Here is a 22726-nt window from a genome sequence, read left to right as displayed (position 1 = left end):
GATCAGGAAAGGCTTGGCTTCGCCGCACCGCCGGACGTAACCTCCCGCCATCACGCCGCGTCGCGCGGGAGAGGGCCCCGCTGCCGCTCCATGGCAGTCGCCGCACCGCGCGGGAGTAGAGCGTTTCGGGAAGGAATGCGTTTTGCAGCGGACGAGTAGCTGGGGGCCGGAGTACTTCCACAAGGTCGTCGATTGCCAGTGGGCCTGTCCGGCGCACACCCCCGTGCCGGAGTACATCCGCCTGATCGCGGAGGGCCGATACACCGACGCCTACATGATCAACTGGACGTCGAACGTGTTCCCGGGGATCCTCGGGCGGACCTGCGACCGGCCCTGCGAGCCGGCCTGCCGGCGCGCTCGCGTTGAGGACGAGCCGGTGGCGATCTGCCGGCTGAAGCGCGTGGCGGCCGACAACAAGTCGGATGTCGCCGGGCGGCTTCCGAAGCCCGCGACGCAGGGGAACGGCAAGCGAATCGCCCTGGTGGGCTGCGGCCCGGCCTCGCTGACCGTGGCGCGCGACCTCGCTCCGCTCGGCTACCACCTGGTCATCTACGACGGCGACGCCAAGACCGGCGGTATGATCCGCAGCCAGATTCCGCGCTTCCGGCTGCCGGAGGGGGTGATCGACGAAGAGGTCGGCTACATCACCGGCCTCGGCATGGAACTGCGCATGGGCCAGCGCATCGACAGCCTCAAGGCGCTGCTGGGCGAAGGCTACGACGCGATCTTCGTGGGCTCGGGCGCGCCGCGCGGGCGCGACCTCGACATCCCTGGCCGCCGGGAAGCCGCCGCCAACGTCCACATCGGCATCGACTGGCTCTCCAGCGTCTCGTTCGGCCACATCGAGAAGATCGGCAAGCGGGTGATCGTCCTGGGGGGCGGCAATACGGCGATGGACTGCTGCCGCACCTCGCGGCGGCTCGGCGGCGAGGACGTCAAGGTGATCGTCCGCTCGGGGTTCGAGGAGATGAAGGCCTCGTCCTGGGAGAAGGAGGACGCCATCCATGAGGACATCCCGATCATCAACTTCCGGGTGCCCAAAGCCTTCACCCATATCGAGGGCAAGCTGACCGGCGTGCTGTTCGAGGTGGTGAAGGCCGAATACGACGAGAAGGGCCGCCGCAAGCTCATTCCGTCCGGCGATCCGGATGAACATTACGAATGCGACGACGTGCTGGTCGCCGTCGGCCAGGAGAACGCCTTCCCCTGGATCGAGCGCGACATCGGCCTGGAATTCGACGAGTGGGACATGCCCAAGGTCGACGAGGCGACCATGCAGTCCACCATCCCGCACGTCTTCTTCGGCGGCGACGCGGCGTTCGGGCCGAAGAACATCATCTGGGCCGTGGCTCATGGCCATGATGCGGCGATCTCGATCCACAAGCTGCTGAACGGCGAGGACGTGAAGATCCGCCCGCCGCCCGACTTCTCTCTGGTCAGCCAGAAGATGGGCATCCACGAATGGAGCTATGACAACGACATCTCCAACGACCGGCGCTACCGCGTGCCGCTGCGCGACAAGGCCGTTGCGCTGAAGAACGTCAAGCTGGAGGTCGAGCTGGGCTTCGACCGCGACCTCGGCCTGAAGGAGGCCGAGCGCTGCCTGAACTGCGACGTGGAGACCGTGTTCGCCGACAACCTGTGCATCGAATGCGACGCCTGCGTCGACATCTGCCCAATGGACTGCATCACCTTCACAGAGGACGGTGAGGAAGCGGAGCTCCGGACCCGGCTGAAGGCGCCCGCCGACAACCTGACCCAGGATCTCTACGTCTCGGGAGCCCTGCCGACCGGCCGGGTGATGGTCAAGGACGAGGACGTCTGCCTGCATTGCGGCCTCTGCGCCGAGCGGTGCCCGACCGGCGCCTGGGACATGCAGAAGTTCCTCCTCGATATGACGCATGCGGGGGCGGCATGCCTGAGCAGCTGAAGCCGCGGGTGAACGACTTCGTCGTCAAGTTCGCCAATGTGAACGGCTCGGGCTCGGCCAGCGCCAATGGGCTGTTCGCCCGCGCCATCCTGCGCATGGGCGTGCCGGTCGCGGCGCGCAACATCTTCCCCTCGAACATTCAGGGCCTGCCCACCTGGTTCGAGGTGCGGGTGACCGAGGCGGGCTATCTCGGCCGGCGCGGGGGGGTCGACCTGATGGTGGCGATGAATCCGCAGACCTGGGACAAGGACGTGGCCGAGATCGAGGTGGGCGGCGTCCTGTTCTACGATTCCACGAAGCCGCTTCCGGCGAGCAAGTTCCGAGACGATGTCGCCGTCGTGGGCGTGCCGCTGACCGCGATGTGCAATGCGCGCTACCAGGTCCCGCGCGAACGGCAGTTGTTCAAGAACACCGTCTACGTCGGCGCGCTGGCCGCGCTGCTGGGCATCGAGCGGCAGGTCATCGAGGACCTGCTCGCCGAGGACTTCGCCGGGCGACAGCGGCTGATCGACGCCAACATCGAGGCGCTGGGGCTGGGCTTCGACTATGTCCGCGAGAACCTGACGCCGCTCAAGTTGCAGGTGCGTCGCGCCGACAAGGTGGGCGCGCGGATCTACGTGGAAGGCAATGCGGCGGCGGCGCTCGGCGCCGTCTATGGCGGAGCGACCGTCTGCGCCTGGTATCCGATCACCCCCTCCACCTCGCTGGCGGAGGCCTTCACGGGCTATTGCCAGCAGTTGCGCACCGATCCGGAAACCGGCAAGGCGCGCTACGCCATTGTCCAGGGCGAGGACGAGATCGCCTCGATCGGCATCGTTGTGGGCGCGGGCTGGAATGGCGCCAGGGCCTTCACCGCCACCTCCGGGCCCGGCGTCTCGCTGATGACCGAGTTCATCGGGCTGTCCTATTTCGCCGAGATCCCGGCGGTGATCTTCGACGTGCAGCGCGGCGGGCCTTCGACCGGCATGCCGACCCGCACCCAGCAGGCCGACATCCTGGCCGCCGCCTACGCCAGCCACGGCGACACCAAGCATCCGCTGCTGTTGCCCTGCAATCCCGGCGAATGCTTCGAGATGGGGGCGCTCGCCTTCGACCTGGCCGACCGGCTGCAGACCACGATCTTCGTCATGCTCGACCTCGACATCGGCATGAACGAGTGGCTGACCGAGCCATTCAGGTGGGACGAGTCCCGCAAGCTCGACCGCGGCAAGGTGATGACCTACGAGGAGCTCGAGGCCGGCCGCGACTTCGGCCGCTACCTCGACGTGGACGGCGACGGGATTCCGTACCGGACCTATCCGGGCAGCCATCCGACCCGCGGGGCCTACTTCACCCGCGGCACCTCGCGAAACCCCTACGCCCGCTATTCCGAGGACGGCAGCGTCTATGTCGGCAACATGGAACGGCTGCTGCAGAAGTTCGAGACGGCCAAGGCCCTGGTCCCGGCGCCGGTCCTTCGCAAGGCCAAGCGCAAGACGCCGGACGGGGTGATCTACTTCGGCTCCACGACGCCGGCCATGCACGAGGCGCTGGACGCCCTGGAGGGTCAGGGCCGCAACCTCGACGCCCTGCGGGTGCGCGGCTTCCCGTTCGCGGACGAGGTCTATGAGTTCATCGCCGCCCACGAGCGGATTTTCGTGGTCGAGCAGAACCGCGACGCCCAGCTCAAGACCCTGATCGTCACCGAGGGCGGGGCCGATCCGGCGAAGCTGGTTTCCGTGCTGCATTACGACGGCACGCCCATCACCGCCCGCTACATCGCCGGCGAGATCGCGACGCTGATGTCCGTCGCATCGGTCATCGAGGCCGCGGAATGACTTACATCACCAAGCCCCAGCTGCATCACCCGGCGCTGGCCAGGAACGCATTGGGCTATACGCGGCGCGACTACGAGGGCTCGGTCTCGACGCTGTGCGCCGGCTGCGGCCACGATTCCATTTCGGCGGCGATCATCCAGGCGGTCTACGAACTGGAGCTGCCGCCGCACCGCATCGCCAAGCTGTCGGGGATCGGCTGCTCGTCCAAGACGCCGGACTATTTCCTGGGCAACAGTCACGGCTTCAACACCGTTCACGGCCGCATGCCCTCGGTGCTGACCGGCGCCAACCTCGCCAACAAGGACCTCGTCTACCTGGGCGTCTCCGGCGATGGCGATTCAGCCTCGATCGGCCTCGGCCAGTTCGCCCACGCCATGCGGCGCGGGGTCAACATGGTCTACATCGTCGAGAACAACGGCGTGTACGGCCTCACCAAGGGCCAGTTCTCGGCCACCTCGGACAAGGGCTCGAAGTCCAAGCGCGGTGTGGTCAACCACGACGCCGGCATCGACCTGGTCTCCATGGCCCTGACGCTCGGGGCGACCTTCGTGGCCCGCTCCTTCTCCGGCGACAAGGACCAGCTCACGCCGTTGATCAAAGCCGGGCTGATGCACAGGGGCGCGGCGTTCATCGACTGCATCAGTCCCTGCGTGCAGTTCAACAACCACGCGGGCTCGACCAAGAGCTTCGACTATGTGCGCGAGCACAACGAGGCGGTGAACCGGCTCGAAGTGATCACGCCGCGTGCGCCGATCCACGTCGATTACGCGCCGGGCGAGACGGTGCAGGTGGCCCAGCACGACGGCTCGATTCTGTCGCTGCACAAGCTCGCCGAGCTCTACGATCCGTCCGACCGCGCGGCGGCCCTGGGCTTCCTCCAGTCGAAGCAGACGGCGGGCGAGATCGTCACGGGGCTGCTCTACGTCGATCCGGACGCCGGCGACCTGCACGAGGCGCTGAATACGGTCGATACGCCGCTCAATGCGCTGGCCGAGCGCGAGCTGGTGCCCGGCGCCGCGGCCCTGGAGACGATCAACGCGGGCCTGCGCTAGCCGCGGCGTGCGAAGTGCGCGTAGCTGCAAGGCCGCCGCGCCACCCGCTGGGGGTTCAGCCGGTCGGCTGGGAGTATCCCATGAAGCGCCTCATCCTGGCCGGCCTGGCCGCGGTGCTGGTCGGCGGCCCCGCGTTGGCCGCCGAAAGCCCGGCCGAAGCCGAGCTGACCGCCTCGCTCGACCGCTTCGCCGCGCTGGTGAACAAGGGCGACGGCCCGGGCGCCCTGGCCTACTTCGTGGCCAATCCGTCGATCACCGAGGACCTCGCGCCCTATCACTGGTCGGGCCCCAAAGCCGGCGGCGAGTGGCTGAACGGCATGGCCGCCAACGCCGAGAAGTCCGGCATCACCGACGTCAACATGCGCTTCATGCCCGCGACCATGGTGCAGATCACCGGCGAGCGCGGCTATGCGGTGATCCCGGGCGAGCTCACCTACACCTTCAAGGACGGCTCGAAGAAGCACGCCGAAGGCCACGTCACCTTCTCGACCCAACGGGACGCGGGCGGCTGGAAGATCGAGACCCTGACCTGGGCTTGGGAAGCGGCGAAATAGCTCGAGCGGCGGGAGGTCAGCGTCGCTTCTTCGCGGCGGCGGCCTGGGCGGCGGTCATGGGAAGCTCGTCGAGCGTGAGCTGGCCGTCGCCCCTGCGGTCGAGCCGCTTGAACCGGCGATCCGCCGCCGCCAGGAATTCGGCCTTGGTGATGCGTCCGTCGATGTTCGTGTCGGCCGCGGTCAGCGGCTCCGGCTCGGCCAGCAATCCATAGGCCGCCGCGCCCACGTACTCGACCGGCGCCCGGCGCTGAGCGCCGAGGCTCGGCGGCGGCCCCTGGGCGCCTTCCCCCAGGCTTGGATCCTGGCCGTAGGCGCCCAGGCCCTGCACCAGGATCAGCCGGGCCGGCGGCGCGAGCGCGCCCACCTCCTGCTGGCGGCGGTAGACGTCCGGCAGGAAGCGGTTCTCGTAGAAGCTGATCTCGACACCGTCGATCACGCCGTCGCCATCGGAGTCGAGCGCATCGAAGAACCCGGCGTGGTCGGCGCGGAACTCCGCGCGGTCGATCTTTCCATCGTGGTTGAGGTCGGCCTGCTTGAACCAGAGCACGACCGGGTAAGGATCGCCGGGGCGGCCGCGATAGGGCTCGCCGCAGGGGCTGATGAAGAGCTGCGTGAAACCGGCCGCCTCGGGCGTCCGCGGCTGGGCGAGCGCGGAGCCGCTCAGCACCAAGAGGCCGCCGATGACCAGGAGCGCGCGAAGCATCATGGACTCCTCTCCGCCAGCTCGCCCATGACGAACGCGTCCTCGCCGGCGGCGGTGAGGTTGGCGAGAACCAGGGGCATGTCCTGGGGATCGACGATCAGCATCAGGCCGACCCCGCAGTTGAAGGTGCGGCGCATCTCGACATCGGCGACGCCGCCGGTCCGCTGCAGCCAGTCGAACACCGGGGCCGGCTCCCAGGCCCGCCAGTCGAAGCGGGGGACGAGCCCCTCCGCGATGGCGCGCGGCGGGTTCTCGACCAGGCCCCCGCCGGTGATGTGGGCGAGGCCCTTGACGCGGCCGGCCTGCAGTTCCGGAAGCACGGCGCGGACGTAGATCCGCGTCGGCGTCAGCAGCGCCTCGGCGAGCGCCTGGCCGGGCGCGAACGGCGCCGGCGCCTCCCAACCGAGACCAGAGCGCTGGACAATGCGGCGGATCAGCGAATAGCCGTTGGAGTGCGGCCCCGAGCTCGCCAGGCCGATCAGCAGATCGCCGGCGCGCTGATCGGCCAGGCGCGGCAGCACCTTGTCGCGATCCACCGCGCCCACGCAGAAACCCGCCAGATCGTAGTCGTTGGCGGCGTACATCCCCGGCATCTCGGCGGTCTCGCCGCCGACCAGGGCGCAATTCGCCTGCCGGCAGCCCTCGGCGATCCCGGCGATCACGGCTGCGGCGGCGTCCACCTCCAGCCGGCCGCTGGCGTAGTAGTCGAGGAACAGCAGCGGCTCGGCGCCCTGCGCCAAAAGGTCGTTGACGCACATGGCCACCAGATCGACGCCCACCGCGCCGTGCCGCCCGGTCTCGATCGCGAGCTTCAGCTTGGTGCCGACGCCGTCGGTGGTCGTGACCAGGAGCGGGTCGTCGTAGCCGGCGGCCTTCAGATCGAACAGCGCCCCGAAGCCGCCCAGCGCCGGCGTCGACCCCGGCCTGGCCGTGGAGCGGGCGAGCGGCTTGATGCGTTCGACCAGCGCGTTTCCGGCGTCGATGTCGACGCCGGCTTGCGCATAGGTCAGTCCGTTAGGCCGGTCGCTCATCGGGAAGGTGGAGCCTTGCGAGGGAATTGTGGCGCGGATGCGCCGATCGCGTCTTGCAGACTCGCACCGCCGCGGGGCTATAGCTAGTCGATGACGCCGATCACCACCACCGCCGAACTGGCGGCGTTCTGCGACAAGCTCAAAGGCCAATCGTTCGTCGCCGTGGACACCGAGTTCATGCGCGAGACCACCTATTGGCCGAGGCTGTGCCTGATTCAGGCGGCGGCGCCCTCAGCCGAAACGGTGATCGATCCGCTGGCCGAGACCATGGATCTGGAACCCTTCCTGCAGATCCTGCGCGACGAGAAGATCCTCAAGGTCTTCCACGCCGCCCGCCAGGACGTGGAGATCTTCAACAACCTGAAGGCCATGCCGCGGCCGCTGTTCGACACCCAGGTGGCGGCCATGGCGGCCGGATTCGGCGAGCAGATCGCCTACGACGCGCTGGTGCGCCAGATGCTCAAGATCGAGATCGACAAGTCCAGCCGGTTCACCGACTGGGCGCGGCGGCCGCTGTCGGATGCGCAGCTCTCCTATGCGCTCGCCGACGTCACCCATCTGGCGAAGCTTTATCCGATGCTCCGCAAGCGCCTGGAGCAGGAGTCGCGGCTGGGCTGGGTGTCGGATGAGATGGCGAACCTGACGGATCCCGGCAACTATGACGTCGATCCGGAGAACGCCTGGCGTAGGCTGAAGCCCCGTCGTCACACGGCCAAGTACCTGGCGGTGTACCGGGCCGTGGCCGCATGGCGCGAGCGAACCGCCCAGGTCCGTGACCAGCCCCGCGGCCGCATCCTGAAGGACGAAGCGATCGACGAGGTCGCGACCCAGGCGCCGGTCGACGCCGATGCGCTCGAGCGCCTGCGCTCGGTGCCCAAGGGCTTCTCGGGCTCGCGCTTCGGGCCCGACCTGATCGCCGCGGTGCGCGAGGCGCTGAAGGATCCCGACGCCTACGCTCCGGTGATCGAGCGGACCCGGGCCTCTTCCTCGCCGGCGGCGGGCGCGGTCGTCGAGCTCCTCAAGGTGCTGCTCAAGGCGCGGGCGGAGGAGACCGGCGTGGCCTCCAAGCTGATCGCCACCGTCGCCGACCTCGAGCAGATCGCCAATGACGACCACGCCGACACCGCCGCGCTGAAGGGCTGGCGGCGCGAGGCGTTCGGCGAGGACGCGCTGAAGCTGAAGCGCGGCGAGCTCGCCCTGGTGCTGGACGGCGCGCGGGTGCGCGTGGTGGAGGTCCGCCGCGCGCCGAAAGCGGCCAGCGCGGGCTAGGTCCGCCGTCGCCCGGCAGGTCGCTGAGGATAACCGTCAGGGGCTTGGATTCCTTGATCTCCGCCGCATCGGGACGCGGTTATCCACACCTGGTCCACTGGAAGGCCAACGCTTCCCCCACAGCTTGCCCGGAACCGGCCGTTGCGCGCGGAGCGGGACGGCGCGAGGCTCCCCGTGCCGACAGGAACTGCGGCGCGGCGGATCGGGAGACCGGCACGTTTCGCGGCAGGAGTTCCTCGAGGACGGGCGGTCTGGGGCGACCTGGATTTCCGTTCTTGCGGCGCCGGGGGCGGGCGAGACGCTTCGGGGGGCGACCCCTGGGGCGATGAGTTCCTTCCGGACCTGACGGCCTAGATCCCCCAACGGATCTGGTTCAGAGGGCGGCGGTTCGGGCGACCGGATCGTCGCCCTCTCGTCATTTGGGCTCAGCTCATTTCCAGCTTCAGCTTGAGTGCGGCGGCCATGGTCTGGGCGCGCTTGGCCGTCTGCTCGCCCAGCAGCATGTTCTCCCAACCGGGCGCGGCGGCGAGCACCAGCCGCTCGCCCCTGATCGCCAGGCTGGAGCGCTCGAGCAGCCGCGGATTGCGCCCGGAGAGGTCGCACCCCAGGCGGATGGCCGCTCCGAGCGCCCAGGCGCGCTGACGCCGCTCGGGGCTCAGAACGCGCGCCACGGTGGCCTCTTCCGGCGTCGTGCGCGCGGCGGTGTGGCGCGAGAACATCGCGCTCGCCAAGAACGCCCGCTCGGTGTGGGTCATGCCGGCGATCGGGGCCCGCAGCACCTGCTCGAAGACGACGTCCGCCCGATGGTCCGGGTGCAGCCGCGCGCCGAGGTCGGCGAGGCGGCAGGCCGCGGCGCGCAACACGGCTTCGCGCTCCTCGAACAGGGCGGGGAGAATCTCGAAGGCGGGCGCAATCCAGGCTTCCAGCGCGCCGCCCAGCTCCGGCGACAGGCCGCGCGCGGCGGTCAGCACCTCGCAGCCCTCGATGAGCGGATCGCGGCGGCGGACCTCCGGCGGCATCGATTCGAACAGCAAGCCCTCGCGCAGACCGAACGCCGAGACGACGATGCGTTTCACCCCCAGCGCCTGGATCACGCCCTCCAGCACCACGGCGGCGTAGGGCAGGGTCTCGAACCGCTTCTTGGAGAGGCCCTCGATGCGCTGCAGCGAGGCTCTGGACTGGCGCGCCACGAAGCGGGCGACGTCGAGCGCGTCGGCGCGGCCCATCTCGTACTGGTGGGCGACACGCAACGGGTAGTCGGCGAGCTCCATGTGCAGCAGGGCGAGGTTGCGCCAGGCGCCGCCGACCGCGTGGAAGTCGCGGCTCGCGAAGCGGTGCGCCTGCGGCCCGAGCGCCGCCTCGACCGCGCGCGAGGTGCGCTCGATCTGCAAGGGCCTGGGCGCGCCGAGCGCGAAGGGTCCGAGCGGCAGAGTCACGCCATCGGCGGCGCCGGCGCGGCCGTCCAGGCGCACGAGCTCCAGGCTGGAACCGCCCAGGTCGCCCACCACGCCAGCCGCGTCGGGCTGGCCGGCGATCACCCCGAACGCGGCGAAGCGGGCCTCCTCCTCGCCCGACAGCAGCCGCACCGCGAGCCCGGTCTCCTCGCGCACCCGCTTCATGAACATCGGCCCGTCGGCGGCCTCGCGCACCGCGGCGGTGGCCACCACCTGCACGTCCTCGGCGCTCCAGCCCTCGAGCAGCGCGCGGAAACGCCGCAGCGCGGTCAGGGCGATCTCGATTCCTTCGGAGGAGAGGCGGCCTGTGGCCGGCAGGTCGCGGCCCAGTCCGGCCAGCGACTTCTCGTTATGGACAGTCCAGATGGCGCGCCCGTCGAGACGGTAGATCACCAGGCGGACAGAGTTGGATCCGATGTCGATGACGGCCGCCTGGCGGGGCTCGGCTCGGCTATCCGCGCGCAGCCACATGATCGATCGCGCGCGGCATGTCCTTCACCTTCTGGCCCCGTCCCGACAGGCTGGGATTGGTCATGAAGTACTCGTGCGCGGAAAAGGCGCTCGGATGATCCCAGGATGGATCCCGCGTATAGCGGCCGTCCGCATCCAAGGTCCAGCTCTGCGCCTCGTCCTTCAGGTTGGCCAGCATGATCTGTTGCAGGACCTGCTGGTGCACCGTCGGGTTCTCGATCGGGGTGAGGCACTCGATGCGGCGGTCGAGGTTGCGCGGCATCCAGTCGGCCGAGGAGATGAACACGCGCGCGCGGCCGGACGGCATCGGCGCGCCATTGGCGAATGCGACGATCCTTCCGTGCTCCAGGAAACGCCCGACGATCGACTTCACCCGGACGTTCTCCGACAGCCCTTCGACCCCCGGGCGCAGGCAGCAGATGCCGCGCACCACCAGGTCGATGGCGACTCCGTCGCGGCTGGCGGCGTACAGCGCGTCGATGATCTCCGGGTCGACCAGGGCGTTGAGCTTGGCCCAGATCGCGGCCGGCTGGCCCTCGCGGGCGTTGGCGGCCTCCTGGCCGATCAGCCGCAGGAGATCGCGCTTCATGGTGACCGGCGAGAAGGAGAGCTTTTCCAGTCCCTCGGGCTGGGCATAGCCGGTGACGTAATTGAACAGGCGGATCGCGTCTCGGCCGAGGGGCGGGTCGGTCGTGAACAGCGACAGGTCGGTGTAGATGCGCGCCGTCACCGTGTGGTAGTTGCCCGTCCCGAAGTGGCAATAGGTGCGCAGCGTCTCGCCTTCCTTGCGCGCCACCGTCGAAAGCTTTGCGTGGGTCTTGTACTCGATGAAGCCGTAGACCACGTGCACGCCCGCCCGCTCCAGGTCGCGGGCCCACTTGAGGTTCGCCTCTTCGTCGAAGCGGGCCTTGATCTCGACCACTGCGGTGACGTTCTTGCCGTTGTCGGCGGCCTCGATCAGGGCGGCCACGATGGGGCTCTCCTTGGAGGTCCGGTAGAGGGTCTGCTTGATGGCCACGACGTTGGGGTCGCGGGCCGCCTGCCTGAGGAACTGCACCACCACGTCAAAGCTCTCGAAGGGGTGGTGAACCAGGATGTCCTTCTCGCGGATGGCGGCGAAACAGTCGCCGGCATGATCGCGGATGCGCTCGGGGAACCGCGGCTCGTACGGCTTGAATCGCAGCTCGGGCCGATCGGCGGGGATCAGCTGGCTGAGCTCGTCCAGGCCGAGGAGCCCGTCGATCAGCAGGATGTCCTGCGGCTCGGCCTTCAGGTTCTCGGTGATGAAGGCCCGCAGCTCCTCGGGCATGGCGGCCTCGACCTCCACGCGCACCACTGAGCCCATGCGCCGCTGCTTCAGCAGCGCCTCGTACTCGCGCACCAGGTCCTCGGCCTCCTCCTCGATTTCGATGTCGGAGTCGCGGATCAGCCGGAACACCCCCTGGCCCTCCACCTCGCAACCGGGGAACAGGTGGTCGACGAACAGCGCGAGGAAGCCCTCCAGCGAGACGAAGCGGCGCTCGGGGCGTCTGCGCCCGGTCCGGGCCGCCGGCAGCTCCCAGAACCGGGCGACCTGGGCCGGGATCGGCACCAGGGCGTAGAGCAGGCGATTGTCCGAGCTCCGCCTGAGCTTCAGCACCAGCGAGAAGGCGAGGTTCGGAATGAATGGGAACGGGTGCGCGGGGTCGATCGCCAGCGGCGTCAGGACCGGAAACAGCTGCGAAAAGAAGGTCTCCTCCAGGCCGGCCCTTTCGGCTGCAGTGACCTCGGTGGCGGGCGCCACGACCAGGCCCTCGGCCGCCAGCTCGCCGCAAAGCGCCCGCCAGCGGGCCTGCTGGTCGGCCATCAGATCGGCGGCTTCGGCGTTGACCCGCTCCAGCTGCTCGGAGGGGGTGAGGCCGTCCTGGCTGACCACCTGGACGCCTTCGCGGACCTGCGCCTTCAGGCCCGCCACGCGGACCATGTAGAACTCGTCGAGGTTGTTGGCGCTGATCGCCAGGAAATTGAGCTGCTCGAGCAGGGGGTGGCGCGGGTTCATGCTCTCGGCGAGCACGCGCCGGTTGAAGGCCAGCCAGGAGAGCTCGCGGTTGAAGAACCGGGCGGGCGAGTCGGCGAGCGCCTCGTTCCAGGGATGGACGGCGTGCGCGGCATCGTTCGCAACCGGCGATGCGACGGGCGCAGCATAGGTCATTCCACGCGTCTCCAGGGGCGGACGATCGCCCGCAAGATTACCCGCCGAGATTAACCCAGATGTGAATGCGCCTGGGAAAAAGACAGACCCCGGCTAATCCCCTTCCAGGATGCGCCGCGCGAGAACCCGCGAGACCGGCTTGAGCTCATCGGGCGCTTCATCGAGTTGGCGCACCACCTCGCGCGCCGCGGTCGCCGAGCGCTCGATGCGGCGCAGCAGGAAGGGATAGACCTCGGCTCCGGGGCGGATGTTCCGCTCCTTGAAGAACTTGCGCAGCACACCCTCGAGGACCTGGTCGTCGGGCGGCTCGATCTCGACGACCGGCAAGGCGTTCAGTCGCGAGCGCAGATCGGGGAGCGACGCCGGCCAGGCGATCGGAGGCGTCCGGGCGGTGAGCAACAGGCCGCCGCCCCTGCGGGCGGCCAGGTTGATCAGGTGGAACAGCGCCTCGTCCGGGATCCCGCGGTCGACGTCCTCCAGAAGCACCGGCTGGCCATCGGCGGCGACAATGTCGGGGGCGCTCCGGTCCAGCACCGCCGCGTGCGCGTTCGCCGCCCAGGCGAGCGCCAGGTGGGTCTTGCCGACGCCCTCGGGCCCGACCAGCGCCAGGCAGCCGCCGTGCCAGCGGGGCCACGCGTCGATCGCCGCCGTCGCCTGCGCGTTCGAAGGGCCATGGACGAACGTGTCGCGGGTATAGGAGGCGCGGCGGCCAAGCCTCAGGCGAAGCTGTCGGGCCATGGCGCAGGGGCGGCGGGACGGGTCACGCGCGGGCTTCTAGACGCCTGCGCCAGCCGCCGCCAGCCGGGATTGGCCCCGAGGCCGTTCCTGATGTCGCTCAGGCGGGTTCGCGCGGGGCGGCGTCGCGGGTGGCCACCAGCGTCCAGCCCTCGGGCTTGAGCAGCTCGATGGGCGAGAAGCGCACCTTGTAGTCCATCTTCTCCGAGCCCCGCACCCAGTAGCCCAGGTAGACGTAGGGCAGCTCGGAGAGGGCGGCCTGGATCACGTGATCGAGGATCACGAAGGAGCCGAGGCTGCGCCGGCTCAGGCTCGGATCGTAGAAGGAATAGACGAGGCTGAGCCCATCACTCATCACGTCGACCAGGGCGCAGGCCAGGAGGTCGCCCGGGCCGCTGCCGTTCGGCCGGGCGCGGTATTCGACGACATGGGTGCGGACCGCGGTGTCCTCGACCATCGCCACGTAGTCGGGCCAGGTCATCTCGGCCATGCCGCCGTCGGCGTGACGCACGCTGAGATAGCGCCGCAGCAGATCGAACTGCTCCATCGTGGCCTCGGCCTCCACGAGATGGCGCGTGAGATCGTCGTTGCGAGACAAGCTGCGCCGCTCAGAGCGGGAGAACAGATAGTCCAGCACCGGGATGCGGGCCGAGACGCACGCCGCGCAGCCCTCGCAGGCCGGCCGATAGGCGATGTTCTGGGAGCGGCGGAAGCCCACCTGGGTGAGGCTGTCGTTCACCGCCGCGCCGTCGGCCAGCGGCAGGTGCGCGAACACCTTGCGCTCGTATCGCTCAGGCAAATAGGGGCAGGGCGAGGGCGCGGTCAGGAAGAACCGGAGCTGACGGGTCGGGAAGTGCTGCGTCACGGACCTTCAAACGCCCTAATGCCTACCTGCGCGGCCATGACCGGATTAGGCGTCATGCCGGGGCTTTGCGCAAGGCGGAGCCGAAGCTAGAGGCCTGAATCCGGTGGCAGAACCGGCGCCTCACGCAACAACACGATCGCGATGCGGCGGTTTCCCGGCAGCGTCGGATCGTCGGGATAAAGCGGCTCCGAACCAGCCTTGCCGGAAACCTGGTAGACGCGGTCGGGGTCGACGCCGGCCCCCTGCAGCACCTTGCGCGACGCTTCGGCGCGCCCCGCCGAGAGCGTCCAGTCGCCCTCGTTCCGGGCTCCGCCACGGCTCGCAGAGGTGTGGCCGTAGATGCTGATTCGATTGGGCAGTTGGTTGATCACCTTGGCCACCGCCCTGAGCAGCAGCGTGGCGCGCGCATTGGGCTTGGTCGAACCCTCGTCGAACATCGAGCGGCCTTCCTGGTCGACGAGCTGGATGCGCAGGCCCTCGGGCGTCTGGTCGATAATGATGTTCTTCGAAAGCTCCGCCAACTCCGGCATGTCCTGCAGCGCCTGGCGCAGCGACTGGGCGGCGGACTGGAAGGCGGCGGCCTCGCGCTTCTCCAGCTCCTTGCGCAGCGTTTCGGTCGCGGCGTTCTCGGAATTGGCCTTGGAGGCGTCGCGGTTCTTGCCGTTGTTGGGGTTCTTCGAATCAGGGGCGAGATCCTGGATGATCGACGACGAGCCCTGGCTCTTCGAGCCGTCCGATCCCAGGGCGGTGCCGCCCAGGATGCCGCCCGAGCCGGAGGTGGTCTCCGACACCGAGGCGGGGGCGAAGTAGTCGGCGATGCCGCGCTTCTGCTCGGGGCTGGTGGTGTTGATCAGCCACATCAAGAGGAAGAAGGCCATCATGGCCGTCACGAAGTCGGCGTAGGCCACCTTCCACGCGCCGCCGTGGTGGGCGCCGCCGATGACCTTCTTGATCCTCTTGACGACGATCGGCTGCTCGCCCACCGACATCGGCACCACCTCACGCGCGGATTGACCTTCGCCAGCCTGCGCGGGGCCCCGTTAAGATGGCGTTGCGGAGAGAGTTAATGCGCATGGAGCTGGCATGAGGGTCGCGTTCGCGGGCCTGGGGGTGATGGGCTTCCCGATGGCCGGGCATCTGGCCAGGGCGGGGCACGAGATGACGGTGTTCAACCGCAGCCCCGAGAAGGCTGAGCGATGGGTCGAGGCCTATGGCGGCCAGTCCGCGCCGACGATCGCAGAAGCGGCCAAGGACGCGGAGATGTTCCTGCTCTGCGTGGGCGCCGACAAAGATGTTCGCGAGGTCGTGGGCGAGGCGCTGCCCGCGCTCCGGAAGGGAGCGGTGATCGTGGACCACACGACGGCGTCGGCCGAGGTGGCCCGCGAGCTCGCGGCGGAAGCGGACAAGCGCGGCGTCGCCTTCGTGGATGCGCCCGTCTCCGGTGGGCAGGCCGGCGCCGAGGCCGGCCAGCTCACCATCATGTGCGGCGGCGAGGCGGCGGCGTTCGCGACGGCGCGGCCGGTGATCTCGGCCTACGCCAAAGCGATCCGGCTGATGGGCGGCCCCGGCTCCGGGCAGCTCACCAAGATGGTCAACCAGATCTGCATCGCCGGCGTCGTCCAGGGGCTCGCGGAAGGCCTGCACTTCGCCCGCCGCGCCGGCCTCGATCCGGCCGGGGTCTACGAGGCGATCTCCAAGGGCGCGGCGCAGTCCTGGCAGATGGACAACCGCTGGAAGACCATGAGCGAGGGCCGGTTCGACTTCGGCTTCGCGGTCGATTGGATGCGCAAGGACCTGGGCCTCCTGCTGGACGAATCCGAGCGGAATGGCGCCCGCCTGGACATGACCCGCATGGTCGACGGCTTCTACGCCGAGGTGCAGGCCATGGGCGGCCATCGCTGGGACACCTCCAGCCTGGTGGCGCGGCTGGAGACGCCGGACAAGTGACCGGGTTGCGCACCGAGCGGCTGACGCTCACACCGCCCACCTCGGACGATGCGCCCTTCGTCCTCGAGCTGCTCAACGATCCGGGCTGGATCGCCAACATCGGCGACCGCGGCGTGCGCACCCTGGAGGCGGCCCGCGCCTACATCGGCGAGCGGTTCGCCAAGACGCCCTGGTTCGTGGTCCGCGACTCCCGGGGTCATCCGCTCGGCATGTGCGGCCTGGTGGAACGTGACGGGCTCGATTGCCCGGACATCGGCTACGCCTTCCTGCAGCGGCATTCCGGCCAGGGCTACGCCACCGAAGCCGCGCGCGCCGTGCTCGCGTTCGCCCGGGGGACGCTCGGGCATCCGAAGATCGCGGCGATCACCGCGCCCCACAACACGCCCTCGCAGCGGGTGCTGGAGAAGATCGGCCTGAAGTTCGTGCAGATGATCGACCTGCCGGGCCACGACGCCCCCAGCGCCTACTTCACGACATGAAGCGGGCCGGCCAACGCGGTTAAGCCGGCCTTAGCCGTCTCCCGCGTAGCGTTCCCGCATGCTCCCATCCTCCAAGCTCAGCCTGAGCCTGACCGCGGCGGCCGCCTTGGCGGCGGCGCCCGCGCTCGCCGCGCCGGCGGCCGGGGATCTCCTGGCCTGGCTTGCGCAGAACACCGACCTGCGCCCGGCCCAGGTGGCGATCGTCGAGCCGGACAATGTCTACAGCCTCGAGCCGCTCGGGGCGCCGTCGCCGACCGGCGAGGTGATCGCCCTGGTCCGCACCGAGGCGCGGGCGCCCGGCTGGTCTGCGACCCATGGCTTCCAATCCTGGGACGCCAACCTGCTCGTCGACTGCCGAGGCGGGCGGCTGCGGGTCATCCGAAGCGCCAGCTATCGGCAGCAGAACCGCCGCGGCCCTCCAGTCTCAGGCGCGCCGGATGCGGACTGGACATCGCCGCATCCTGGGGAGCCCTCGGCGAAGCTCCTGGCGGCGGCCTGCGACCCGGCGTTCGCCTGGCCGCTGCGCCCGCTGCTCGCGGCCTCTGGAGCCGCCCTCAGCAAGCCGGGCGGCCCCAAGATTTCGGCGGAGCCGGAGGGCAAGCCTCCGGAGGTCGTGGAGATCTATGAAACGAGGGCGGTTGCGCCCGCGGCCGACGCCAAACCGTCCGCGGACGGCAAGGCCGCCGCCGCCGCAGCGACGCCGGCGACGACCACTCAGACCGTCACCCTGCCGGCGAGCGCCCCGAATTCCGCGGTGAAGCCCGCCCCGGGGCGCCCGTACTTTCTGCAGATCACGCGCGGCCCCTCGGAGACCGGCGCCCGCAAGGCCATGGAAGCCGCACGCAGGACGCTGGGCGCCGCCGCCGACGGCCTGACGGTCAGCATCGATACGTCCGACATCAGCGGCAAGCGCCGCTATACGGCGCGCCTGGCGGGCTTCCCGAGCGCTGAGGCCGCCGAACAGGCCTGCGCCAGCCTGATCAAGGCCCGCCAGACCTGCTATGTCCGACCCATGGACGAGGGCGCCCCGCGACGCGGCAGAGCCGGCGAAGCCGCTCAGCCGGCGAGCAACCTGGCCGCGCGTGGCGCGAAGTAGGTGATCACGCCGGCCGCGCCGGCGCGCTTGAACGCCCCGAGGCTCTCCAGGATCGCGCGCTCCTCGTCGAGCCAGCCGTTCTGGGCGGCCGCCATCAGCATGGCGTACTCGCCCGAGACCTGGAAGGCGAAGGTCGGCAGCGCGAAGGCCTCGGCAACCCGGCGGACGATGTCGAGGTAGGGCAGGCCAGGCTTGACCATCACCATGTCCGCGCCCTCGGCGATGTCGAGCGCCACCTCACGCAGCGCCTCGTCCGAATTGGCCGGGTCCATCTGGTAGGTCTTCTTGTCGGCAGGGTTTGCGACCTCGCCGGAGCCCAGCTTCCCCGAACCGATCGCATCGCGGTAGGGCCCGTAGAAGGCCGAGGCGTACTTGGCGGCGTACGACATGATCATGACGTCCTGCAGCCCTTCGGCCTCCAACGCCCGGCGCAGGGCCCCGCAGCGCCCGTCCATCATGTCGGAGGGGGCGAGAATGTCGCAGCCGGCCCTGGCCTGCATCAGCCCCTGGGCGACCAGCTGCTCGACCGTGGCGTCGTTGTCGATCCGGCCACCCAGGACCAGGCCGTCGTGCCCATGGGTGGTGAAGGGGTCGAGCGCCACGTCGCACATGATCCCGACCTCGGGCGCGGCGTCTTTCATCGCCTTGACGGCGCGCGCGACGAGGCCGTCCGGATCCAGCGCGGCGGATCCCTGGGCGTCCTTCCGGGCGCCGTCGATATGGGGGAAGACCGCGATCGCGGGGATGTCCAGCGCCTTCGCTTGCTTCGCGGCGGCGGCGGCGTCCTTCACCGACAGCCGCATGATCCCGGGCATCGAGGCCACCGGGACCTGGCCCTCGCCCTCGTGGATCACCAGCGACCAGATCAGGTCGGCCGGCGTCAGCACCGTCTCGCGCACCAGCCGGCGGATCCAGTCCGCCTGGCGCAGCCTGCGGAGGCGCAGCGCGGGATAGCTGGCGAGCGGGGCCCGGGTCATGCCAGCGCCTGTCGCGCATCGCAGCTTCGGACGCAAGGTCGACGATTGACTTGCCGGCGCGGCGGAGCCAAGGCGCAAGCCATGGATTTCAGCCTCACCGACGACCAGCGGGCGATCGAAGACGCCGCCCGCGCCTTCGCAGAGGCCGAGCTCTCGCCCCATTCCGCCCGCTGGGACGAGGAGAAACATTTCCCGACCGACGTGCTGCGCAAGGCGGCCGAGCTGGGGTTCGCCGGGCTCTACGTGCGCGAGGACGTGGGCGGCTCGGCGCTGTCGCGGCTGGACGCCTGCATCGTCTTCGAGCAGCTCTCGTCTGGCGACGTGACCACCGCGGCGTTCCTGTCGATCCACAACATGGCCTCGTGGATGATCGACCGCTTCGGCTCCGAGGAGCTGCGGCGCCGCTACCTGCCGCGGCTGACGCGCATGGAGCTGATCGCCTCCTACTGCCTGACCGAGCCGGGTTCGGGCTCGGACGCCGCGGCGCTGAGGACCACCGCGAGGAAAGCGGGCGGCGACTACGTGCTGGACGGGGCCAAGGCCTTCATCTCCGGCGCCGGGGTCTCCGACATCTACGTCGTCATGGCGCGCACGGGCGGGGAGGGGGCGGGCGGCATCTCGGCCTTCGTGGTCGAGAAGGGCTCGCCTGGCCTCTCCTTCGGCGCCCAGGAGCGCAAGATGGGCTGGAACGCCCAGCCCACCGCCCAGGTCAACTTCGACGATTGCCGCGTGCCCGAAGCGAACCGCATCGGCGCCGAAGGCGAGGGATTCAGGTTCGCCATGGCCGGCCTCGACGGCGGGCGGATCAACATCGCCTCCTGCTCGCTGGGCGGGGCGGGGTTCGCCCTCGACACCGCCAGGGCCTATCTCGACGCCCGCAAGCAGTTCGGCCGGGCGCTGAGCGAGTTCCAGAGCCTGCAGTGGCGGCTCGCCGACATGGCGACCGAGCTGGAGGCCGCGCGCCTGATGGTGCGCCGGGCGGCGCATGCGCTCGACCAGCAGAATCCGAAGGCCACGCAATACTGCGCCATGGCCAAGCGGTTCGCGACAGACGCCGGGTTCGAGGTGGCCAACCAGGCGCTGCAGCTGCACGGCGGCTACGGCTACCTGAAGGACTTCCCCCTGGAGCGGATCGTGCGCGACCTGCGGGTCCACCAGATCCTCGAAGGCACCAACGAGATCATGCGGGTGATCATCGCCCGGGAGCTTTCGCGATGAGCGAGGGCCCGGAGGTCATCGTGCGGATCGAGGGCCGGGTGGGGCGGCTGACGCTGAACCGGCCGCAGGCGCTGCACGCCCTGACCACGCCGATGTGCCGGGAGATGATCGCCGCGCTCGCCGCCTGGCGGAGCGATCCCGCCGTGGAGATCGTCATGCTCGACCACTCGGGCGAGCGCGGCTTCTGCGCCGGCGGCGATATCCGCACCCTGGCCGAGAGCGGGGCCGGCGATGGGATTGCGGCGCGGGAGTTCTTCTTCACCGAGTACCGGCTGGACAATCTGCTGTTCCATTACCCCAAGCACGTGGTGGCCTTCATGGACGGGGTGGTGATGGGCGGCGGGGTCGGGATCTCGCGTCCGGCGCGATTCCGGGTCGGCACGCAGCGGACGGTGTTCGCCATGCCGGAGACCGGCATCGGCCTTTTCCCGGACGTCGGCGGCAGCTGGTATCTGGCGCGCATGCCGGACCACATCGGCCTGTGGCTGGCGCTCACCGGAGCGCGCATCAGGGCGGCCGATTGCGAGTTGCTGGGCGTGATCACCGACTATGTGGAGGCGGCGAGGCTCGAAGCGCTCAAGGCGGCGATTGTCGAACGCCCGGCGGCGCTGGAGACCCTGCTCACCGAGTTCGAGGCCGATCCGGGCCGCCCTCCGCTCGCCGCCCATCAGGACGAGATCGCCCATTTCTTCGCCGGCGGCAGCGTCGAGGCGATCGTGCGCGCGCTGCACGCCGCGGACAGCGACTGGGCGCGCGAGCAGGCCAGCGCGATCGCATCGAAATCGCCGACCAGCCTGAAGGTCGCCTTCCGGCAACTGCAGCTCGGCGCCAGGGCCACGAGCTTCACCGAAGTGATGGAGATGGAGTATCGCATCGCCCACCGCCTGACGGTCGGCCACGACTTCCTGGAGGGCGTTCGCGCGGTGATCGTCGATAAGGATGGCGCGCCGAAGTGGGCGCCCGCCCGGCTTGAGGATGTGAGCGAGGCGGCCGTGGACGGCATTTTCGCAAGTCTGGCTTCCGGTCAGGCCTGGTCGCCCCTACCTTGACCGCAGGGCGAGTTCAAAGGATCGCCTTGGGAGGAACATCGCGATGAAATCCAAGCTCCTGCTGACGGCCGTCGTGGCCGCGGCGCTCTCCGCAGGCGCGGTGATGGCCAAGCCTGCCGCCAACATCACGGCCGCCGTCGCCGACAAGGGCCGCCCGGCCGCCGACACGGCGCTCGATGCGGCGCGCAAGCCCGCCGAGACGCTCGATTTCGTGGGCGTGAAGCCCGGCATGACTGTCGTCGAGCTGATCCCCGGCGGCGGCTATTTCACCCGCCTGCTCTCGAAAGCGGTCGGGCCCAAGGGGACGGTCTACGCGATCTATCCGCCACCGCGGCCGTCGAGCGACCCTGCCAAGCCCACGCCGACGCCGGCCATCGAGACGCTGGCGGCGGAGCCGGCCTATGCGAACGTCAAGCCGATCAAGGCTTCGCCGGCGGCGCTGTCCGTGCCGACCCCGGCGGACATCGTGTTCACGGCGCAGAACTACCATGACCTGCACAACATCCCGAACTTCGACATGGCGGCGTTCAACAAGAGCGTCTTCAACGCGCTGAAGCCCGGCGGCGAGTACGTGGTGCTGGATCACGTGGCGCTGCCCGGCGACCCGAACGTCACCCATACCCTGCACCGGATCGACCCGGCGGTGGTGCGCAAGGAGGTCGAGGCGGCCGGCTTCAAGTTCGCGGGCGAGAGCAAGATCCTGGCGAACCCTGCCGATCCGCACGACAAGAACGTGTTCGATCCGTCCATCCGCCACCACACGGATCAGTTCATCTACAAGTTCCGCAGGCCGTAACAAGCTGAAGGAATCGCTTGGGAGTTCGCCATGATCCGTATCGCGTTCATCGGCCTGGGCAACATGGGCGGCGGGATGGCCGCCAACCAGGCCAGGGCGCAGCGGCGGGTCATGGCCTACGACCTCTCGAAGACGGCCCTCGACAAGGCCGCGGGCGCGGGCTGCCAGGCGGCGGGCTCGGCCGCCGAGGCGGTCGCCGAGGCCGAGGCGGTCATCACCATGCTGCCGGCCGGATCGCACGTGCGGCAGGTCTATGCGGAGGAGGTGCTGCCGAATGCGCCCAGGTCGGCGCTGCTGATCGACTGCTCGACCATCGACGTCGAGAGCGCCCGTGCGGTCGCCGCGCAGGCCAAGGCGAGCGGGTTCCGCTTCGCCGACGCACCGGTCTCGGGCGGCACGGCGGCTGCGGACGCCGGAACGCTGGCCTTCATGGTGGGCTGCGACGAAGCCGATTTCCCGGCGGTCCAGGCGGCGCTCGAGCCGATGAGCCGGATCACCGTGCGGGCCGGCGACCACGGGGCCGGGCAGGCGGCGAAGATCTGCAACAACATGGTGCTCGGCGTCTCGATGATCGGGGTCTGCGAGGCGCTCGCGCTGGCCGAGAAGCTGGGCCTGGATCCTCTGAAATTCTTCGAGATCTCCTCGCAGTCGTCCGGCCAGTGCTGGAGCCTGACGAGCTACTGCCCGTGGCCGGGGCCGGTTCCCGCGGCGCCGTCCAATCGCGGCTACGAGGGCGGTTTCGCCACGGCCATGATGCTGAAGGACCTCAAGCTCGCCCAGGAGGCGGCCGCGAGGGCCGGGGCGGCGGCGCCCCTCGGCGCGACCGCGGAGGGCCTCTACGCGCTGTTCGATCGGCTCGGCTACGGCGGCAAGGACTTCTCGGCGATCCTCGAGCTGTTCCGCGGGCGGATCGCCACCGCGCACGAAGCCGCGATGTGACGACGCCGGCGGGGCGGGTTAGATCGCCCTCCGATCTGTTGGCCATCGCCCATATCGGGCCGGATCGGGGCCGTATCGGGGGCGGCTCAGGTAGACAACAGGCGCCTCCGGTGCGAAAAGCCGGAGTGTCGAAAGGGGAACCGCCTCGGGCGC

General features: G+C 69.5%; 20 protein-coding genes. 12 read left to right on the top strand and 8 right to left on the bottom strand.

The genetic code is table 11. From position 1 onward, the window contains the following. The first annotated feature begins 142 nt into the window (after positions 1-142). From VLI41_RS09375 to VLI41_RS09360, 4 genes are all read left to right on the top strand, one after another. Entirely contained in the window at positions 143-1930 is a 1788-nt protein-coding gene (locus tag VLI41_RS09375; RefSeq protein ID WP_325267806.1) for an FAD-dependent oxidoreductase, read from the top strand. Continuing rightward, on the top strand, positions 1915-3747 hold the full coding sequence (locus VLI41_RS09370) for a 2-oxoacid:acceptor oxidoreductase subunit alpha (protein WP_325267805.1): 1833 nt from the start codon (positions 1915-1917) through the stop codon (positions 3745-3747). Before VLI41_RS09375 ends, VLI41_RS09370 begins: the two co-directional genes overlap by 16 nt. Next, positions 3744-4799: a 2-oxoacid:ferredoxin oxidoreductase subunit beta gene (locus VLI41_RS09365; RefSeq protein ID WP_325267804.1), complete on the top strand. Its 1056-nt coding sequence runs from the start codon at positions 3744-3746 to the stop codon at positions 4797-4799. The genes VLI41_RS09370 and VLI41_RS09365 overlap by 4 nt, the downstream gene beginning before the upstream one ends. Before the next feature lie 80 nt (positions 4800-4879). Next, positions 4880-5353 (top strand): hypothetical protein, encoded by a 474-nt coding sequence (locus VLI41_RS09360; RefSeq protein ID WP_325267803.1) that lies wholly within the window; start codon positions 4880-4882, stop codon positions 5351-5353. A 16-nt stretch (positions 5354-5369) separates the two neighbouring features. On the opposite strand, the gene VLI41_RS09355 is transcribed toward VLI41_RS09360, so the two are convergent. Together VLI41_RS09355 and purM are read right to left on the bottom strand one after the other, a co-directional pair. After that, positions 5370-6059 carry a hypothetical protein gene (locus VLI41_RS09355; protein ID WP_325267802.1) on the bottom strand — a complete coding sequence of 230 codons (690 nt, stop codon included), beginning with the start codon at positions 6057-6059 and terminating at the stop codon, positions 5370-5372. Continuing rightward, positions 6056-7087, bottom strand: a complete 1032-nt coding sequence (purM, locus tag VLI41_RS09350) for a phosphoribosylformylglycinamidine cyclo-ligase (protein WP_325267801.1) — start codon at positions 7085-7087, stop codon at positions 6056-6058. Before purM ends, VLI41_RS09355 begins: the two co-directional genes overlap by 4 nt. Before the next feature lie 90 nt (positions 7088-7177). Here purM and rnd point away from each other — a divergent pair, with 90 nt between their 5' ends. Beyond that, entirely contained in the window at positions 7178-8356 is a 1179-nt protein-coding gene (gene rnd, locus VLI41_RS09345) for a ribonuclease D (RefSeq protein WP_325267800.1), read from the top strand. Positions 8357-8781: 425 nt separating this feature from the next. On the opposite strand, the gene VLI41_RS09340 is transcribed toward rnd, so the two are convergent. The 5 genes from VLI41_RS09340 to VLI41_RS09320 all read right to left on the bottom strand — a co-directional run bounded on the left by VLI41_RS09340 (position 8782) and on the right by VLI41_RS09320 (position 15061). Further along, the gene (locus VLI41_RS09340; RefSeq protein WP_325267799.1) at positions 8782-10281 is read right to left on the bottom strand and encodes a Ppx/GppA phosphatase family protein; all 1500 of its coding nucleotides are present in this window, start codon (positions 10279-10281) and stop codon (positions 8782-8784) included. Beyond that, entirely contained in the window at positions 10262-12472 is a 2211-nt protein-coding gene (locus VLI41_RS09335; protein ID WP_325267798.1) for an RNA degradosome polyphosphate kinase, read from the bottom strand. The genes VLI41_RS09340 and VLI41_RS09335 overlap by 20 nt, the downstream gene beginning before the upstream one ends. 93 nt (positions 12473-12565) lie before the next feature. Further along, complete coding sequence (locus tag VLI41_RS09330; RefSeq protein ID WP_325267797.1) at positions 12566-13210, bottom strand: DnaA ATPase domain-containing protein; 645 nt, start codon at positions 13208-13210, stop codon at positions 12566-12568. A gap of 97 nt (positions 13211-13307) precedes the next feature. Beyond that, entirely contained in the window at positions 13308-14072 is a 765-nt protein-coding gene (locus tag VLI41_RS09325) for an arginyltransferase (protein WP_325267796.1), read from the bottom strand. A gap of 86 nt (positions 14073-14158) precedes the next feature. Further along, a complete protein-coding gene (locus tag VLI41_RS09320) occupies positions 14159-15061 on the bottom strand; it encodes a flagellar motor protein MotB (RefSeq protein WP_325267825.1) in 903 nt (300 codons plus the stop codon). Positions 15062-15155: 94 nt separating this feature from the next. On the opposite strand from VLI41_RS09320, the gene VLI41_RS09315 reads away from it, so the two are divergent. The 3 genes from VLI41_RS09315 to VLI41_RS09305 are packed head-to-tail and all read left to right on the top strand — an operon-like array spanning position 15156 to position 17594. After that, positions 15156-16019 carry an NAD(P)-dependent oxidoreductase gene (locus tag VLI41_RS09315; protein ID WP_325267795.1) on the top strand — a complete coding sequence of 288 codons (864 nt, stop codon included), beginning with the start codon at positions 15156-15158 and terminating at the stop codon, positions 16017-16019. Beyond that, positions 16016-16498 carry a GNAT family N-acetyltransferase gene (locus VLI41_RS09310; RefSeq protein ID WP_325267794.1) on the top strand — a complete coding sequence of 161 codons (483 nt, stop codon included), beginning with the start codon at positions 16016-16018 and terminating at the stop codon, positions 16496-16498. The genes VLI41_RS09315 and VLI41_RS09310 overlap by 4 nt, the downstream gene beginning before the upstream one ends. 58 nt (positions 16499-16556) lie before the next feature. Continuing rightward, on the top strand, positions 16557-17594 hold the full coding sequence (locus tag VLI41_RS09305; RefSeq protein WP_325267793.1) for an SPOR domain-containing protein: 1038 nt from the start codon (positions 16557-16559) through the stop codon (positions 17592-17594). Here the strand turns inward: VLI41_RS09305 and hemB are convergent. Beyond that, the gene (gene hemB, locus VLI41_RS09300) at positions 17555-18571 is read right to left on the bottom strand and encodes a porphobilinogen synthase (protein WP_325267792.1); all 1017 of its coding nucleotides are present in this window, start codon (positions 18569-18571) and stop codon (positions 17555-17557) included. The two genes, VLI41_RS09305 and hemB, sit on opposite strands and share 40 nt — an antisense overlap. Before the next feature lie 81 nt (positions 18572-18652). Here hemB and VLI41_RS09295 point away from each other — a divergent pair, with 81 nt between their 5' ends. The 4 genes from VLI41_RS09295 to mmsB are packed head-to-tail and all read left to right on the top strand — an operon-like array spanning position 18653 to position 22573. Then, positions 18653-19789, top strand: a complete 1137-nt coding sequence (locus tag VLI41_RS09295; protein WP_325267791.1) for an isobutyryl-CoA dehydrogenase — start codon at positions 18653-18655, stop codon at positions 19787-19789. Further along, the gene (locus VLI41_RS09290; RefSeq protein WP_325267790.1) at positions 19786-20838 is read left to right on the top strand and encodes an enoyl-CoA hydratase/isomerase family protein; all 1053 of its coding nucleotides are present in this window, start codon (positions 19786-19788) and stop codon (positions 20836-20838) included. The genes VLI41_RS09295 and VLI41_RS09290 overlap by 4 nt, the downstream gene beginning before the upstream one ends. 43 nt (positions 20839-20881) lie before the next feature. Next, positions 20882-21634, top strand: coding sequence for a methyltransferase (locus tag VLI41_RS09285; protein ID WP_325267789.1), 753 nt, complete (start codon positions 20882-20884; stop codon positions 21632-21634). A gap of 30 nt (positions 21635-21664) precedes the next feature. Continuing rightward, on the top strand, positions 21665-22573 hold the full coding sequence (gene mmsB, locus VLI41_RS09280; protein ID WP_325267788.1) for a 3-hydroxyisobutyrate dehydrogenase: 909 nt from the start codon (positions 21665-21667) through the stop codon (positions 22571-22573). Positions 22574-22726: the final 153 nt, after the last annotated feature.

Origin of the sequence: Phenylobacterium sp., assembly GCF_035475775.1 — a bacterium.
GTDB lineage: Bacteria > Pseudomonadota > Alphaproteobacteria > Caulobacterales > Caulobacteraceae > Phenylobacterium.
This window is presented reverse-complemented; position numbering and strand designations above follow the sequence as displayed.

What these genes read in the sequence shown, in the direction of transcription:
- VLI41_RS09370 (WP_325267805.1), top strand. Translation starts at nt 1,915, where the DNA reads ATGCCTGAGCAGCTGAAGCCGCGGGTGAACGACTTCGTCGTCAAGTTC.
- VLI41_RS09365 (WP_325267804.1), top strand. Translation starts at nt 3,744, where the DNA reads ATGACTTACATCACCAAGCCCCAGCTGCATCACCCGGCGCTGGCCAGG.
- VLI41_RS09360 (WP_325267803.1), top strand. Translation starts at nt 4,880, where the DNA reads ATGAAGCGCCTCATCCTGGCCGGCCTGGCCGCGGTGCTGGTCGGCGGC.
- VLI41_RS09355 (WP_325267802.1), bottom strand. Translation starts at nt 6,059, where the DNA reads ATGATGCTTCGCGCGCTCCTGGTCATCGGCGGCCTCTTGGTGCTGAGC.
- purM (WP_325267801.1), bottom strand. Translation starts at nt 7,087, where the DNA reads ATGAGCGACCGGCCTAACGGACTGACCTATGCGCAAGCCGGCGTCGAC.
- rnd (WP_325267800.1), top strand. Translation starts at nt 7,178, where the DNA reads ATGACGCCGATCACCACCACCGCCGAACTGGCGGCGTTCTGCGACAAG.
- VLI41_RS09340 (WP_325267799.1), bottom strand. Translation starts at nt 10,281, where the DNA reads ATGTGGCTGCGCGCGGATAGCCGAGCCGAGCCCCGCCAGGCGGCCGTC.
- VLI41_RS09335 (WP_325267798.1), bottom strand. Translation starts at nt 12,472, where the DNA reads ATGACCTATGCTGCGCCCGTCGCATCGCCGGTTGCGAACGATGCCGCG.
- VLI41_RS09330 (WP_325267797.1), bottom strand. Translation starts at nt 13,210, where the DNA reads ATGGCCCGACAGCTTCGCCTGAGGCTTGGCCGCCGCGCCTCCTATACC.
- VLI41_RS09320 (WP_325267825.1), bottom strand. Translation starts at nt 15,061, where the DNA reads ATGTCGGTGGGCGAGCAGCCGATCGTCGTCAAGAGGATCAAGAAGGTC.
- VLI41_RS09315 (WP_325267795.1), top strand. Translation starts at nt 15,156, where the DNA reads ATGAGGGTCGCGTTCGCGGGCCTGGGGGTGATGGGCTTCCCGATGGCC.
- VLI41_RS09305 (WP_325267793.1), top strand. Translation starts at nt 16,557, where the DNA reads ATGCTCCCATCCTCCAAGCTCAGCCTGAGCCTGACCGCGGCGGCCGCC.
- hemB (WP_325267792.1), bottom strand. Translation starts at nt 18,571, where the DNA reads ATGACCCGGGCCCCGCTCGCCAGCTATCCCGCGCTGCGCCTCCGCAGG.
- VLI41_RS09295 (WP_325267791.1), top strand. Translation starts at nt 18,653, where the DNA reads ATGGATTTCAGCCTCACCGACGACCAGCGGGCGATCGAAGACGCCGCC.
- VLI41_RS09290 (WP_325267790.1), top strand. Translation starts at nt 19,786, where the DNA reads ATGAGCGAGGGCCCGGAGGTCATCGTGCGGATCGAGGGCCGGGTGGGG.
- VLI41_RS09285 (WP_325267789.1), top strand. Translation starts at nt 20,882, where the DNA reads ATGAAATCCAAGCTCCTGCTGACGGCCGTCGTGGCCGCGGCGCTCTCC.
- mmsB (WP_325267788.1), top strand. Translation starts at nt 21,665, where the DNA reads ATGATCCGTATCGCGTTCATCGGCCTGGGCAACATGGGCGGCGGGATG.